Source organism: Streptomyces sp. NPDC003035, from assembly GCF_042888285.1.
Lineage (GTDB): Bacteria > Actinomycetota > Actinomycetes > Streptomycetales > Streptomycetaceae > Streptomyces.
The window spans coordinates 293,629-307,870 of sequence record NZ_JBIAPJ010000004.1; the positions used below are offsets into that span (position 1 = coordinate 293,629).

The following is a 14,242-nucleotide window of genomic DNA, read 5'->3' on the forward strand; positions in this document are numbered from 1 at the left end:
GGTGGTCGTGTGGACGGCGGGAGTTCCTGACTCACCGGGACGCGGGTGCGACCTGGCTCACAGTGGCGGGACCGCGCCGGATTCTCACCGGGCTTCCTCCCCGGGGCCCTGGGACCCCATGCCGTTCTGCATAGTAGATCCTGCCCCCGCCGGACTGGGGGGTTGGCCGGATCACACCCGGTGGTCACGCGGATTCACGTGGGTATGCTCGCCGCCATGCCGCCCACCCCACCCACCACGCCCAACCCGGGCGAACCCCTCATACGGGACCGCGGTGACGCCTGCCCCGGGGCGCTCCGGCTGCACGCCGCCGACGACGGGCGTCTGGCCCGACTGCGCCTGCCCGCAGGCTTGTTGACTGCAGGTCAGGTCGGGGTCCTGGCCACCGCGGCGGAGGTGCTGGGCGACGGGCGGGTCAGTGTCACCTCGCGGGGGAACGTGGAGCTGCGGGGCCTCGGAGAGGGCTGCGGCACCGAGCTCGCGGAGTTGCTGGCGCCGGCCGGTCTCCTGCCGTCCCCGACCCACGAACGCGTCCGGAACGTGGTGGCCTCGCCGACCGCGGGGCTGGACGGACTCGGCGGCGGTGACGTGCAGTTGTGGGCGCGCGAGCTGGACGCGCTGCTGTGCGCGCGGGAGGGGACGGCGGCCCTTTCCGGCCGTTTCCTCTTCGTCCTGGACGACGGCCGGGGGGACGTGGCCGGACTCGGCGGAGATGTGACCTTGATCGCAGCGGGGGCCTGGGCGGCCGGCGACGAGGGTACGGCCGGATCCCGGGCCTCGGACGGATCGGCCGACCGGGCGGCCCCGGCGTCCAGGGGAGGTGTGGGCGCGCAGCACCCCGGCGCACGGGGCGCGGACAGCCCCGGCGAAGGCACGCCAGGCACGGACGGCCCCGGCGAAGGTGCGCCAGGCGCAGACGGCCCCGGCGCGCGGGGCGCGGACAGCCCCGGCGAAGACGGCCCCCGCGCGCCAGGCGCGGACGGCCCCCGACGCCCCGACGCGCACCTCCGCGTCGGCGCCCAGGTTTTCCGGGTCGCTGCTACCGACGCGCCCCGCGCCGCCGTCGCCGCCGCGGAGGCGTTCCTGGTCGCCGCCCATGGCGCGGGGAACGGTGCCTGGCGGGTGCGTGAGCTGCCCGAGGGGCACGAGCCGGATCTGGTGGGGGCGCTCGCCCGGGCCGGGATCGCGGCGGAGCCCGTACCCCCGACGGAACCCCCGCACGGAGAACCCCCCGCACCCGGGGTGCTCGGCGAGACCGCCCTCCACGTCCTCGCGCCCCTCGGCCGGCTGACGGCCGAACAGCTGCGCGCCCTGGCCGCCACGGGCGGCGAGGTGCGGCTCACCCCCTGGCGGGGGGCCGTCGTCACGGGCTTCCCGGACCGCACGGCCGCCGCGCGACGGCTGCGCGCCCTCGACGCGTACGGCCTGATCACCGACCCCGACTCCCCCTGGGCCGGCGTCGGCGCCTGCACCGGGCGTCCCGGCTGTGCCAAGTCCCTCGCCGACGTCCGCGCCGACGCGACACCCGGTCGCGCCTCCGGTCTCCCCGTCCACTTCTCCGGGTGCGCCCGCCGCTGCGGCCACCCCCAGGGCCCGCACGGCACCTGGGTCGACGTCGTCGCCACCGGCGAGGGCGCCTACCTGGTCGACGGCGTCCCCACCTCCCGTACAAGCCTCACCGAAGCAGTCGCAACGGCCCGCACCACCGCCCGCACAACGAGATGAGCGAGAACGACACGATGTTCGCCTACGAGAAGGACGGCGCGGAGATCTACCGCCAGTCCTTTGCCACGATCCGCGCCGAGGCGGACCTCGCGGATCTGCCCGCCGATGTCGCCCAGGTCGCGGTACGGATGATCCACGCCTGCGGCATGACCGACCTCGTACGCGATATCGCCTACTCGCCGCAGGTCGTCTCCCGCGCCCGCGCCGCCCTGCGCGCCGGGGCCCCGATCCTCTGCGACGCGCAGATGGTCGCGAGCGGTGTCACCCGCAAGCGGCTGCCCGCCGACAACGAGGTGATCTGCACGCTCTCCGACCCGTCCGTGCCCGGCCTCGCCGCCGAGCTCGGCACCACCCGCAGCGCGGCCGCCCTCGAACTCTGGCGCGACCGCCTCGAAGGCTCCGTCGTCGCCATCGGCAACGCCCCCACCGCGCTCTTCCACCTCCTGGAGATGATCGCCAAGGGCGCGCCCCGCCCTGCGGCCGTCCTCGGCATACCGGTCGGCTTCATCGGCGCCGCCGAGTCCAAGGACGCCCTCGCCCTCGCCGGTCAGGAACTGGGCCTCGACTACCTCGTCGTACGGGGCCGGCGCGGCGGCAGCGCGATGACGGCCGGCGCGATCAACGCGATCGCTCACGAAGCGGAGATCCAGCAGTGACCGGAAAGCTGTACGGGGTCGGCCTCGGGCCCGGCGATCCGAACCTGATGACCGTGGCGGCCGTCAAGGCGATCGCCTCGGCCGACGTCGTCGCGTACCACTCGGCCCGCCACGGCCGGTCCATCGCGCGCTCCATCGCGGCGGAGCACCTCCGTGAGGACCACATCGAGGAGCGGCTGATGTACCCGCTCACGGTGGAGACCACCGATCATCCCGGCGGCTACCGGGGCGCGCTCGACGACTTCTACGAGGAGGCGGCGGCCCGCCTCGCCGCCCACCTGGACGCCGGTCGCACGGTCGCCGTGCTCGCCGAGGGCGACCCGCTCTTCTACGGCTCGTACCAGCACATGCACAAGCGGCTCGCGCACCGCTACGACACCACCGTCATCCCCGGTGTCACCTCGGTCAGCGCGGCGGCCGCCCGGCTCGGCGAGCCGCTGTGCGAGGCGGAGGAGGTCCTGACGATCATTCCCGGCACGCTGCCGGAGGACGAGCTGACGGCCCGCCTCGCGGGCACCGACTCGGCGGTCGTGATGAAGCTGGGCCGGACGTTCCCGACCGTGCGGCGTGCCCTGGAGCGGGCGGGCCGCCTGGAGGACGCGCGGTACGTGGAGCGGGCGTTCATGGCGGGCGAGCGGACGGAGACCCTGTCCGAGGTGGACCCGGAGACGGTCCCGTACTTCTCGGTGGCCGTGCTGCCCTCCCGTATCGACGCCGTTCCCGCCGTACGGGAGCGGGGCGAGGTCGTCGTCGTCGGCACCGGCCCGGCGGGTGCGCCCTGGCTGACACCGGAGTCGCGCGGCGCGCTGATCAACGCCGACGACCTGGTCGGCTACACCACGTACCTCGACCGGGTCCCGGTGCTGCGGCCCGGCCAGCGCCGGCACGGCTCGGACAACAAGGTCGAGTCCGAGCGCGCCGAGTTCGCCCTCGACCTGGCCCGGCGCGGACACCGGGTCGCGGTCGTCTCGGGCGGCGACCCCGGTGTCTTCGCCATGGCGACGGCGGTCCTGGAGGTCGCGAGCGAGCCCGCGTACGCGGACGTTCCGGTACGGGTCCTGCCGGGGGTGACCGCGGCGAACGCGGCGGCGGCCGCGGCGGGCGCCCCGCTCGGCCACGACTACGCGACGATCTCGCTCTCCGACCGCCTCAAGCCCTGGGACGTCATCGCCGGACGCCTGCGCGCGGCGGCGGAGGCGGACCTGGTCCTCGCGCTCTACAACCCGGGCTCGAAATCCCGTACCCACCAGGTGGCGGCGGCCCGCGACCTGCTGCTCGAACTGCGCTCGCCCGAGACGCCGGTGGTGGTGGCGCGGGACGTGGGCGGCCCGGAGCAGTCGGTGCGGGTGGTGACGCTCAAGACACTGGAGCCGAGCGAGGTCGACATGCGCACCCTGCTGCTGATCGGCTCGTCGCAGACCCGGGCGGCGGAACGCGCCGACGGCCGGACGATCACCTGGACGCCGAGGCGGTACCCGGAGGCGTAGGCCGCCGGCCGCGGATGGGCCGTCATGGAGCCTCCAAGAGCGGGGCGGCCCCAGCCGCTTCCCCTGAAGAGTGGGGGTGAACGGCTGGGGCCGGTCATGGGTCACCGACGGTCATGGCGAGCAGTTCGGGGGTTCCTCCTCATCGTCATGCAGAGCCCTGGCCGTCAATTCGGCCCACACGAACTTGCCCGGCCCCTTCCTGGCGGTCACCCCCCACCGTTCCGTCAGCACGTCGACGACGGGGAGCCCCCACCCGCCGGTCGCGTCCTCGCCGCTCATCGCCATCAGCGGCCGCACCTCCGAAGCATCGTGCACCTCGATCCGAAGGCCGTCAGACATGGGGATGTAACGGGTCTCGATCTCCCGACCCGGCACACGCCCATGCCGTACCGCGTTGGTCAGCAGCTCCGAGAGGACGAGTGATGCGGCATCCTCGATGCAGCCCAGGCCCCACCCCGCCAATGCTGCACGCAACGCCGCACGCGCGTGACCGACAGAGCGGGCCGTCTGCCGCCAGCGCCGTACGACCGTCACCGGCTGGCTCATCCCGTCACCACCACCCCGTGGATGAGGCGCGGGCCCACGTCGACACCATGCAGGGCAAGCCACAGGGCCCTCCTCCGTTGCCGCTGCGACCGGCGCTTGTCCCGTTCCTCTTGCGCAGTCACGTAGGGGCGTACAAGCCGACTGTCCTCCCCGCGCAGCGGGGTACACCGTCGCGACACAGCGACGTTGGCGGGCGGCCTCGGTCGGGGGGAGGCGGCTCGCTGATGGGTGAGCCTGCGGCGCCCCGTCGGAGGGAGTAACAGCCGGAGCATCGGCTCCAGAAGTCGATGGATAGAGTTCATCGTGTTGACGCTCCTTAGCAGCGTTGACCACGCCCCCGGACGTTCGCCGCGTCGCGGGGGTCTTTTCATGGGCCGACACTAGATCACCTGTAAAAGCCTGTAAAGACCTGTCAAGAGGCGTGCTGTGTCGTCGGCCGGATACCGTCGACCCATGGAGTACGGGCCGGATGACCAAGTGGAGCGCGACGCGCCCGCCGCGCCGTTTCAGCAGCTCGCGGGAATCCTGCGCGCACGCGTAAAGCGGGGCGATTGGAAACCCAACCGGGCCATGCCGAGCGAGAACGCCCTCGCCGACGAGTACCGACTGTCACGCCCCACCGTCCGCCGCGCGATCGCCGTGCTCGCTGAGGAAGGGCTCGTGTACGCGGTGTCGGGACGCGGTACGTACGTGGCCGAGCAGGAGCCGGAAGCGCCCACGCCGAGCGGATGAGAGACCTGTCCGTCCACCATGGGGCACCGTGACTGCTGTCGACTCACGGCTGTGCCCCGTGCAGCGTTGTCCGTCGTGATGGTGGATGCCCGGCGGCTTTGCCACTGTTGTCCCTGCGCATGGCGGTCATGCCGAGTTCGGCCAGGCGGGGGACGAAGGCGACATCAAGTTGCTCGACCGGGTGGAGCAGGCCCCGCTCACACGTCTCCGCCAACCACACCGTGAAGTCAGCCGCCGGGTAGGCGGGGTTGACGCCGATCTCACCCTTGGGGAGGAAGCCGTTGAACGGCGTCGCGATCCCCTTCTCGTTCCAATAGCTCCACGTCTGCAGGGCCTTTGCCTGCTCGAAGGCGAGGTAGAGCTGTGGGTAGCGGTCCAGGATCCGCATCTCACGGAAGATTGCCTGTCCCAGCAGGGACGGCGCTGCCTCGGTGAGCGCGTCGAAGTCCGCTTCGCGAAAGCTGAAGGCGATCGCGTCCTGATGAGGGTCGAGCGCGAGCGCGGCGAACAGGTGCGCCAGACGGTCCCGGGCGTAGATCGCCGCGCCCGGCGCCAGTCGGGGCTCGATGTCGGCGACAAGCTCGTACAGACGGGCGTGCCCAGGGTGGAAGCGCGACAGGTCGAACAGCTTGTCCATGCCGGTGACCGCGGAGAACGCCAACTTCTTGTATAGGCGGTTGTTCATTTCGCCGGCCTGGGCGTACATCCTGGTTTCCCGCGCGGCGGAGTGAAGCATCAGGTACTCGGAGAGCACTTCGAAGTACAGGTAGCCCAGGAACGGCATCTGCGGCACCGCGGCGGCAAGCCGATCGACGAACGCCTCCGGCAGCGTCCGCCTCCCCGTGGCGTTGGCCAAGGCAAGGTCCAGGAACGGGGCAGCGGTGCGAATCCGCTGGAGCACGGTGTGCCTCAGCCGTGCGTCTTCGGCCTGGGTGAGGAAGCTGTGGTGGTGCAGGTAGGTCCGTAGGTGGACGCGGCCCAGGCGCAGATAGTCGATGCCCTTGGCCGGTAGCGGAGCGGCTGGGGTGATCTCGATGACCAACGTGCGGGTGTGCGGCTTGGTCTCCAGCAGGTAGGCGCCGAGGTTGTGCGGGCGCAGGCCGCCGGCCTCGGGGGTGAGCGGCGCACAGTACAGCGCTGCGAGGAGGCAGCCGGAGGAGGCGTAGAGCTGGCCGCTGGCCCGGATGGCGTCCAGTGCCGTCGTCGTGTGCATCAGGTGGATGGCCCGGCCGCCGACCAGCGTCTGCGTCATGGTGTTCTCCGTCAGCAGCCAGCCCTGGGGGGTGTCGTGCCGCAGGCGGCGGCGCCAGTCGGCTTCGCTCTCGGCGAGAGAGGCGGGCACCGGTCGGGTGGCGGCGCTGGTGTAGTCGGTGTGGGCGTCGTCGAGTTCGGTGTCCACGGGAGGGTCCCCTACTGGCTGCGGGTGAGCATCTGACGGGCGGTGACAAGTGCGTCGGTTTGGGTGGCGCCGTCGAGGCGGGCCCGCTCACTGCGTACGACGAGGGCGAACGCGGTCGCCGGGAGCCAGCCGGGCAGCGGGATGCGCAGGCGGGAGGTGTCCGGCCACCACCGCCTGAGCGGCAAGCGGTAGCGGTCCAGGCAGTCGGCTGCTTTGAGCACGTCCACCAGGTGCGGAGAAGCTCGGTAGGCACGCCGCTGTGGGCCGGTGAACGTGTCGTACGACACGTCGTGCAGGGCGATCGCCGTCGCCGCCCGGTGCAGCGCGGCCAGCGACACCTGCCGGCCGAGGGCACCGGTGACCACGTCGGAATTGCACAGGAACCAGGCGGCGGCGCGCCGTCCGTGGCCGGGATCTCCTCGGTCGTCGCAGCGCCGACAGTCGTGGACCGCCCCGGCGGCGCACACTGCCGCGACGTCCTCGCCATCAAGCCCGTACTCCTCGGCGAGGAGCGCGGCGATCAGGCTGACGCGGGCGTTGTGGCGGATGCCGTGGTTGGAGTCGGCCAGGGACGGGAGGGCGAACCAGGATGCCGGTGGTACGAGCATCCGTCCTTCGCGTGGGAGGCTGGGCGCGGCGTCGAAGTTCGCCGGCCGGTTGCTCTCAATCCACTTCAGCGTTACGTGGTCCATCGGCTGGTGGGCGGGCAGGCGGCGCTCCTGGGCGAGTTCTCGCAGGCTGGCGCTCGGTTGCGGGGTTCGTTCGGACATGGCTTCCTTCAACACACGACAGAGGGTGCGGCGGGCGTGAAGCTGGGTGTGGCGATCCTGACCATGGGCACACGGCCCAAGGAGCTGGCGGATCTACTGGCATCCGTCGAGCGGCAGACGGTCCCGGCCGCGCGGACCGTCGTGGTCGCCAACGGGTGCGGGCTGCCGGAGCTGCCACCGTGGGTTGAGACCGTGCAGCTGGCGGAGAACCTGGGGGTGACGGGCGGCCGCAACGCGGCCTTGGAGCAGCTGCGGGACATGGACCTGGTGCTGGACCTGGACGACGACGGCCTGCTCGTCGCGGACGACGTCTTCGCCACGATCGCCGCACTGTACGAGGCGGACGACAAGCTCGGGATCGTCGGTTTTCGCATCGCGGACGAGACTGGGCTCACCCAGCGCCGCCACGTGCCCAGGCTGCGGACCGGGGATCCGATGCGCGGCGGTCTGGTGACCGGGTTCCTCGGAGGCGCGCACGTGCTGTCCACGAAGATGCTGGCTCAGGTCGGCGACTGGCCGGAGGCGTTCTTCTTCGCGCACGAGGAGACCGACATGGCCTGGCGGGCGATCGACGCCGGCTGGCGTGTGCGCTATGAGCCGCGGTTGCTGCTGCAGCACCCGGCGACGTCCCCGGCTCGGCACGCGTTCTTCTATCAGGTCAACGCCCGCAACCGGGTCTACCTGGCGCGTCGGCACCTTCCGATGACGCTGGTGCCGGTCTATCTGGGGGTGTGGGTGGCGCTCACGGTAGCCCGCACCCGCAGCCTCTCCGGTCTCAAGGCGTGGTTCGGCGGGTTTGTCGAGGGCTGGCGCACGCCGTGCGGGCCCCGTCGGCCGATGCACTGGCGCACTGTGTCCACCCTCGCCCGTCTGGGGCGCCCCCCGGTGATCTGAACGCCTCACGCGGCTGTCTTCTCAGCTTGAGTGCGCAGCCACGCCGGGATCGCCTCGGGAGTCCGTCGAAGCCATGCCGTATACCGGCGGACCCCGTCCTCGACGCGCACCTGCGGCGCCCAGGTCAGCAGCTCCCGCATCACCCTGGTGTCGGCACAGCCGCCGAGCGGATCGCCTTGCGGCCGTGGCGTTTCGGTGATCCTCGCACCGGGGTAGTGGCCGCGCACCAGATCGGCGACCTGACGAATGGACGTGGCTCGGCCGGTGCCCACGTTGACCGTCGCGCGGTGCGCGTGCGCGGTGACGGCGGCCAGCAGCGTCGCATCAGCGACGTCGTCGACATGGACGAAGTCGCGGATCTGCCGGCCGCCGCCGTTGAGGTGCAGCGGCAGACCGAGCGCGGCCCGCATGGAGAACCACGCCACCACCCAGCTGTGGCTGTTCTCCTTGACCACCTGCGGCTCGCCGTAGACGGAGAAGTACCGCACGATCGCGTACGAGTCGGCCTCGCGGCCCAAGGTCAGGGCGGTCTGGTGCTCACCCCACAACTTGGTGTTGGCGTATACCGACCCGGGCGTCAGCAGGTCACTTTCCCTGAACCGGGCCCCGGCGTCCACGGCACCTGTACCGAGGCCATAGACACTGGCCGAGGAGACGAAGACCAGCCGCTTCAGCGTGCTCGCATGCCGGGCCGCGGCATCCAGCACAGTCTGGGTGCCGTGGATGTTGGCCTGCAGTGCCGCCGCGGGGTTGCGGGTGCACTCGGCGACATCGGCCAGGGCCGCGGCGTGGATGACGAAATCACTGTGTGAGATGACGTCATCCATCAGCGCGGCGTCGGTGATGTCACCCGCGATCACATCTGGGTCTCTGGGAGAGACGTTGAACACGGAGGAGTGGGTGGAGGAGCCGTAGGCGTCCAGTCGGCCCACGGCGAGCGGACGGGCTCCGACCGCTCGGAGCTTGTGCACGATACGGCTGCCGACGAGCCCGAAGCCGCCGGTCACCGTCACGGTGGCACCGGACAGCTCAGCGAAGCGATCCAGAGTGTTCACGCAGGTCAGCCTTTCTCGACAGGGCCGCGCAGGAGGCGCGGCATGGCACTGCCAAGGACAGCACCGGCCGCGCAGGCGCCCCAGGGGATGGCTGTGTGTCCGGTGTGTGCCCGGCCCCGGTGAACCGGCCCCGCGACGCGGCCGAGTGCGGCATGGTGAAAGGGAAGGCATCGGCGCCGAGGCCCGGGGGGCGGCATGGAGCTGGACCGGCATCCGCTGGCGCATCTGCGCCGACAGCACAACTGGTCCATGGCCGACCTCGCCCACCTTCTGCGCGCCCAGGCCCGAGCGCGCGGCCTGCGCAGCGGCATCGACCGCAACCGCGTCTGGCGCTGGGAGAACGGCACCACACCCAACGAGGAAAGCCAGACCCTGCTGGCCGACCTCCTCGGCGTTCCCGTCGTCGTCACCGAGCAACTCAGGTGGCCCGACTGGCTACCCGCCTTCGAACAACCACGCCCGTTCAGCCCGTCGGGAAGCCGGGCAGCCCTGAGAGAGGTGCAGGTCACCCGCATGGATCGACGATCCTTCCTGGTACTGAGCAGCAGCACCCTGGTGGATCTCGCGGCCGACTGGGCCCGCATTGAGCCCCGCCACCTGGACCAGGCCCTCGGCGGGCGGCAGGGAGTCGATACCGAACTGCTGGAATGGTTGGAGCGTCGCTCTCTCGAGCTGCGGACGATGTCCTCCGGGCCGCACTCGCACGTCGCCTCCCTCATCGACGCCCACCTGCACACAACGGTCGATCTCATCGCCCAGGACCGCTACGCCCCGGAAGCGGGGCGGCGTCTGCACGCGGTGGCCGCGGACCTCGCGCACGTGGCCGGCTGGCTGCGTTTCGACGCCGACCGGCACGCCGATGCCCAACGGCACTGGCAAGCCGCCGTCCACGCTGCCCACCAGGCCCGGGACCGGGACCTGGCCGCGGTCGCGCTGTCCGACCTCGCCTATCAGGCCACCTGGCTCTCCCGGCCCGCCGACGCGGTCCGCATCCTGGAACACGCACGCTCCCGCACCCGCGCACCGGCCGCCCGATCCCTGCTCGACGTGCGCCGCGCCCGCGCCTGCGCGGTGCTCCAAGACCGCTCCGGCACCCAGCGCGCACTGGCCTCCGCGGAGGCCGAACTGGAGCGGGTACGTCCGCAGTCGACGCCTCCTGTGGTCTCCTGGATGTCGGTGGCGGATGTCAACGCCGACGCAGGGCGGTGCTGGCTCGATCTCGGCGACCCGGCCCGCGCCGGTACGGTGATCGGTGCCGGACTGCGCGAGCTCGATCCGCGCCGCGCTCGCACCAAGGCAGTGTTCCTGACCTACCGGGCCGAAGGCGCACTCCACAGCCGAGACGCCGCGGCTGCTGCCGCCGATGCCCGCGCCGCCCTCGACACCGCCCTCGGCTCAGGAGCGGCCCGCTGCGTCGACCTCGTCTCGGCATTCATCAGCCGCCTGGATGAGCGGACCGAGCAGCCGATCGTCGAACTGCGCGCGTACGCACGCGACAGCCTCGCCGAATGAAGAGGGGAGAGGGGTGTGACAGGGCCTCCGCCCCGGTCGTGCCCTCTCGCCCCCACACCGTCCCCCTTCCTCGCCTGGCGCGGCTGACCTGGTACCAGTTCGGCAACGTCGGGGGGCGAAAGACTGCCGGACACCGCACAGGCGAGTCCCGCCCCGCCGATGACAGCCTTCGCGCATGAACGGTGCCCAGGATGTGACCCGCCGTCCCCTCCGGACGCGCGCGCTGTGGTTCCTCGTCGTGCTCGGGGCGGCCGGGGCGGGCTGCGCCGCCCTGCGCGTGGCGTTCCGGGGCCCGGACGTGTACGCGGGAGCCGGCCTGCTCCTCGCGGTGGGTGGCCTGGCGGCGCTCCGTGCGCTGCACCGTCGTTACGGGGCCCCGGAGTCGAGTCACCTCCCCGTCGTCCCGTACCGCACCGCCGGGCGCGCCTGGGCCGGTTCGCTCGCCCTGTGCGCGCTGCTGCTCGCGGGCGCGGGGGCGGCCGCGTGGTTCGTACCGGCCGTTTCGGCGGAGGAACGGGCGTGGAGGTCGGCCCTCCCGTGTGCCGCCGGGACGCCCGCCGCGGAACGCGCGGAGTGTCTGACCACGCTGCCCGCCGTCATCGCGCGGACCGAGGCCAACCGGCCCAAGCAGAAGAGCCACCTGTACTTCGCCGACAGTCGTCCGCTGGAACGACTCGACGTTCCGATGGAGGCGGCCCTGGGGTTCGAGCCCGGCGACCATGTCGAACTGACCTGGTGGCGTGGCACGGTGAGGGAGGTCGCCGGAGAGCGGTACGTGTGGCGCGCGCACCTGCCCACCGCCGGGAGCCAGGCCGTCATCGCGGCGATGTGCGCCCTCGCCGCCGGCTACCCCGGCGCCCGGGCGCTGCTGCGCCTGCGCGGACGTCGACTGCCCGACGACGAGGTCCTCCCGTCGGCGCTTCCGTACGCGGGCGTGCTCGTCGGCACCGCCCTGTGGCTGCTGCCCCTTTGCTACCTGCACCCCACGACGTTGCTCGCCTCTCCCGTGGCGGTCACCTGGGCGGCCGTGGGCTCCCTGGCCACGCTGGGGCTCCTCGCCTGGGCCTGGCGCGCCACCCGCGTCCGTACGCCCGGAGAGACCGAAGCGACCGAGGCGCCCTCCGGGGAGGAAGGGGAAGCGGTGTTCCTGGCCGCCCGCTTCCTGGAGCACGCGGACTACAACCCGTACGGCTTCGGCACCCACATCGTCCTCGGCGGCGGCCCGCCGGCGGTCACACCGCACTCCGGCCCGGGCAGGTTCGCGGCCAAGCGGATCCCGGTGGAACGGCTCGCGGTGAAGGACGTGCGGCGCCCCCGGGGCAGCGACGGCGACACCGTCCCCACCAGCTGGCACGTCGCCGAACTCGACGACGGGGGCCGCCCGGTCCGCCTCGCGGCCGCCCCGGCCGACCTGGCGCGCATCATCCGCGCGCTGGGACCTGTGCGGCGGTGACCGAGGCTGTCGCGGGCGCCACCGCCCCAGGCAGCGCGGGCGCCGCCGAAACGCCTGGTCGAGGGCGGTCCGTCGGTCCGCGACCTGAGTCGGTGCGCGACCGGTCCGTCAGCCCTCGGCCAGGCCGTGCACCCAGGCCGCCGCCCCCTCCGGGGAGGCGGCCGTTTCCACGCCCTCCGGGACCGGCGGGCGGCGGACGATCACCACCGGGATGCCGGCCTCTCGCGCCGCGCGGAGCTTGGGGGCCGTCGCCGCGCCGCCGCTGTCCTTCGTGACCAGGACGTCGATGCCGTACCGGTGGAGCAGATCGCGCTCGCCGTCGAGGGTGAAGGGGCCCCGGTCCAGGAGGACCTCCGTGCGGTCCGGCATCGGGGACTCCGGGGCGTCCACGGAGCGGACGAGGAACCACTGTCGGCAGTCGGCGAAGGCCGCCAGGCCCATCCGGCCCGTCGTGAGGAACACCCTCTCCCCCAGACCGTCGAGGAGGGCCGCCGCCTCCTCCAGGGAGGCGGCGGAGTGCCACCGGTCCCCCTCGACGGGGACCCACCCCGGTCGGCGCAGGGCGAGCAGGGGAACATGGGCGGTGGCGGCCGCCCGGGCCGCGTTGAAGCTGATGTTCTCCGCGAAGGGATGCGTGGCGTCGATGACCGCGTCCACGTGGTGCGCGCGCACCCACGCCGCCAGGCCGTCCGCGCCGCCGAAACCGCCGATCCGCACCTCGCCCACGGGCAGCCGGGGGCTGGCGACCCGCCCCGCGAGCGAGCTGGTCACCCGCGTCTCCGGGTGCAGCAGCGCGGCGAGGGCGCGGGCCTCGGTCGTCCCGCCGAGAATGAGTACGTGCACGGGAGCCATGGGAGTCCCTTCATGAGTGCGGGCGGCGGGCGCGACGCCCAACTCAAGCACACGGGTCTGCGCCCGGGGTGGACGACCGGTGCCTGCGCGACGGCGGCGACGACGGCCGCGTACACGGCGCTGCTCACGGGCGATTTCCCCGACCCCGTGACGATCACGCTGCCGAAGGGCGGGCGCCCGTCGTTCGCGCTGGCGGCCGAGGAGCTGGCGGCGGGTCACGCCATGGCGGCGATCGTGAAGGACGCGGGCGACGACCCGGACGTCACGCACGGCGCGCTGGTCCGCTCGACGGTACGGATCCTCCCGCCCGGCTCGGGCGTCGTCTTCCGGGCCGGGCCGGGCGTCGGGACGGTGACGCTGCCCGGCCTGCCCCTGGAGGTCGGCGAGCCGGCGATCAACCCGGTCCCGCGGCAGATGATGCGGGCGCACGTGGCGGAGGTGGCCGCGGCCCACGGCGGCACGGGCGACGTGGAGATCACGGTCTCCGTCGACCACGGCGAGGAGATCGCCCGCTCCACCTGGAACCCGCGCATCGGCATCCTCGGCGGGCTGTCCATCCTGGGGACGACCGGGATCGTCGTGCCGTACTCCTGCTCGGCCTGGATCGACTCCATCCGCCGCGGCGTGGACGTCGCCCGCGCGGCCGGCCTCACGCACGTGGCGGGCTGCACCGGCTCCACCTCCGAGAAGACGGTGGCGACGCTCTACGACCTGCCGGAGATCGCCCTGCTCGACATGGGCGACTTCGCGGGCGCGGTCCTGAAGTACGTCCGCCGCCACCCGGTCGACCGCCTCACGGTCTGCGGCGGCTTCGCCAAGCTCTCCAAGCTGGCGGCGGGCCACCTGGACCTCCACTCGGCCCGCTCCCAGGTCGACAAGCCGTTCCTCGCGGACCTGGCCCGCACGGGCGGCGCCTCCGAGGCCCTCGCCGCGGAGATCGCCGAAGCGAACACGGGCCTGGCGGCCCTCCGCCTCTGCGAGGCCGCCGGTGTCCCCCTCGGCGACCTGGTGGCCGCCCGCGCCCGCGACGAGGCCCTCACGGTCCTGCGCGGCGCCCCGGTCACGGTCGACGTCGTCTGCATCGACCGCGCGGGCACGGTGGTGGGCCGCTCGACGCCGGCGGGGCCGTGACGGCGGCCACCGGCGGACGGCCGGGCTCGG

General features: G+C 72.8%; 13 protein-coding genes and 1 riboswitch. Of the genes, 8 read left to right on the forward strand and 5 right to left on the reverse strand.

Annotated features, from left to right (window positions below; translation table 11 throughout):
• Position 1: 1 nt before the first annotated feature.
• A riboswitch (cobalamin riboswitch) is annotated at positions 2 to 135 on the reverse strand.
• Between the two features lie 81 nt (positions 136 to 216).
• The 3 genes from ACFYV5_RS14525 to ACFYV5_RS14535 are packed head-to-tail and all read left to right on the forward strand — an operon-like array spanning position 217 to position 3,868.
• Positions 217 to 1,725: a cobalamin biosynthesis protein CobG gene (locus ACFYV5_RS14525; protein ID WP_389168378.1), complete on the forward strand. Its 1,509-nt coding sequence runs from the start codon at positions 217 to 219 to the stop codon at positions 1,723 to 1,725.
• Positions 1,722 to 2,381, forward strand: coding sequence for a precorrin-8X methylmutase (locus tag ACFYV5_RS14530; protein WP_355110582.1), 660 nt, complete (start codon positions 1,722 to 1,724; stop codon positions 2,379 to 2,381). The genes ACFYV5_RS14525 and ACFYV5_RS14530 overlap by 4 nt, the downstream gene beginning before the upstream one ends.
• The gene (locus ACFYV5_RS14535; RefSeq protein ID WP_389168380.1) at positions 2,378 to 3,868 is read left to right on the forward strand and encodes a precorrin-2 C(20)-methyltransferase; all 1,491 of its coding nucleotides are present in this window, start codon (positions 2,378 to 2,380) and stop codon (positions 3,866 to 3,868) included. The genes ACFYV5_RS14530 and ACFYV5_RS14535 overlap by 4 nt, the downstream gene beginning before the upstream one ends.
• 111 nt (positions 3,869 to 3,979) lie before the next feature.
• Here ACFYV5_RS14535 and ACFYV5_RS14540 read toward each other — a convergent pair whose 3' ends face one another.
• On the reverse strand, positions 3,980 to 4,414 hold the full coding sequence (locus ACFYV5_RS14540; protein WP_389168382.1) for an ATP-binding protein: 435 nt from the start codon (positions 4,412 to 4,414) through the stop codon (positions 3,980 to 3,982).
• A gap of 453 nt (positions 4,415 to 4,867) precedes the next feature.
• On the opposite strand from ACFYV5_RS14540, the gene ACFYV5_RS14545 reads away from it, so the two are divergent.
• Positions 4,868 to 5,146, forward strand: a complete 279-nt coding sequence (locus ACFYV5_RS14545) for a GntR family transcriptional regulator (RefSeq protein ID WP_389168384.1) — start codon at positions 4,868 to 4,870, stop codon at positions 5,144 to 5,146.
• Between the two features lie 43 nt (positions 5,147 to 5,189).
• Here ACFYV5_RS14545 and ACFYV5_RS14550 read toward each other — a convergent pair whose 3' ends face one another.
• Both ACFYV5_RS14550 and ACFYV5_RS14555 read right to left on the reverse strand, forming a co-directional pair.
• A complete protein-coding gene (locus ACFYV5_RS14550; RefSeq protein WP_389168386.1) occupies positions 5,190 to 6,545 on the reverse strand; it encodes a hypothetical protein in 1,356 nt (451 codons plus the stop codon).
• 11 nt (positions 6,546 to 6,556) lie between these two features.
• Positions 6,557 to 7,315 carry a hypothetical protein gene (locus ACFYV5_RS14555; protein ID WP_389168388.1) on the reverse strand — a complete coding sequence of 253 codons (759 nt, stop codon included), beginning with the start codon at positions 7,313 to 7,315 and terminating at the stop codon, positions 6,557 to 6,559.
• 63 nt (positions 7,316 to 7,378) lie between these two features.
• On the opposite strand from ACFYV5_RS14555, the gene ACFYV5_RS14560 reads away from it, so the two are divergent.
• Positions 7,379 to 8,209: a glycosyltransferase family 2 protein gene (locus ACFYV5_RS14560; protein WP_389168930.1), complete on the forward strand. Its 831-nt coding sequence runs from the start codon at positions 7,379 to 7,381 to the stop codon at positions 8,207 to 8,209.
• 5 nt (positions 8,210 to 8,214) lie between these two features.
• Here ACFYV5_RS14560 and ACFYV5_RS14565 read toward each other — a convergent pair whose 3' ends face one another.
• Positions 8,215 to 9,264 carry an NAD-dependent epimerase/dehydratase family protein gene (locus tag ACFYV5_RS14565; RefSeq protein WP_389168389.1) on the reverse strand — a complete coding sequence of 350 codons (1,050 nt, stop codon included), beginning with the start codon at positions 9,262 to 9,264 and terminating at the stop codon, positions 8,215 to 8,217.
• Positions 9,265 to 9,459: 195 nt separating this feature from the next.
• On the opposite strand from ACFYV5_RS14565, the gene ACFYV5_RS14570 reads away from it, so the two are divergent.
• Both ACFYV5_RS14570 and ACFYV5_RS14575 read left to right on the forward strand, forming a co-directional pair.
• Positions 9,460 to 10,776, forward strand: a complete 1,317-nt coding sequence (locus ACFYV5_RS14570) for an XRE family transcriptional regulator (RefSeq protein WP_389168391.1) — start codon at positions 9,460 to 9,462, stop codon at positions 10,774 to 10,776.
• Positions 10,777 to 10,951: 175 nt separating this feature from the next.
• Positions 10,952 to 12,229, forward strand: coding sequence for a PH domain-containing protein (locus tag ACFYV5_RS14575; protein WP_389168393.1), 1,278 nt, complete (start codon positions 10,952 to 10,954; stop codon positions 12,227 to 12,229).
• A 108-nt stretch (positions 12,230 to 12,337) separates the two neighbouring features.
• Here the strand turns inward: ACFYV5_RS14575 and ACFYV5_RS14580 are convergent, their stop codons facing one another.
• Positions 12,338 to 13,072: a cobalt-precorrin-6A reductase gene (locus ACFYV5_RS14580; RefSeq protein WP_389168394.1), complete on the reverse strand. Its 735-nt coding sequence runs from the start codon at positions 13,070 to 13,072 to the stop codon at positions 12,338 to 12,340.
• Between the two features lie 21 nt (positions 13,073 to 13,093).
• Here ACFYV5_RS14580 and ACFYV5_RS14585 point away from each other — a divergent pair, with 21 nt between their 5' ends.
• Positions 13,094 to 14,212 (forward strand): cobalt-precorrin-5B (C(1))-methyltransferase, encoded by a 1,119-nt coding sequence (locus ACFYV5_RS14585; protein WP_355110586.1) that lies wholly within the window; start codon positions 13,094 to 13,096, stop codon positions 14,210 to 14,212.
• The last annotated feature ends 30 nt before the right edge of the window (positions 14,213 to 14,242 follow it).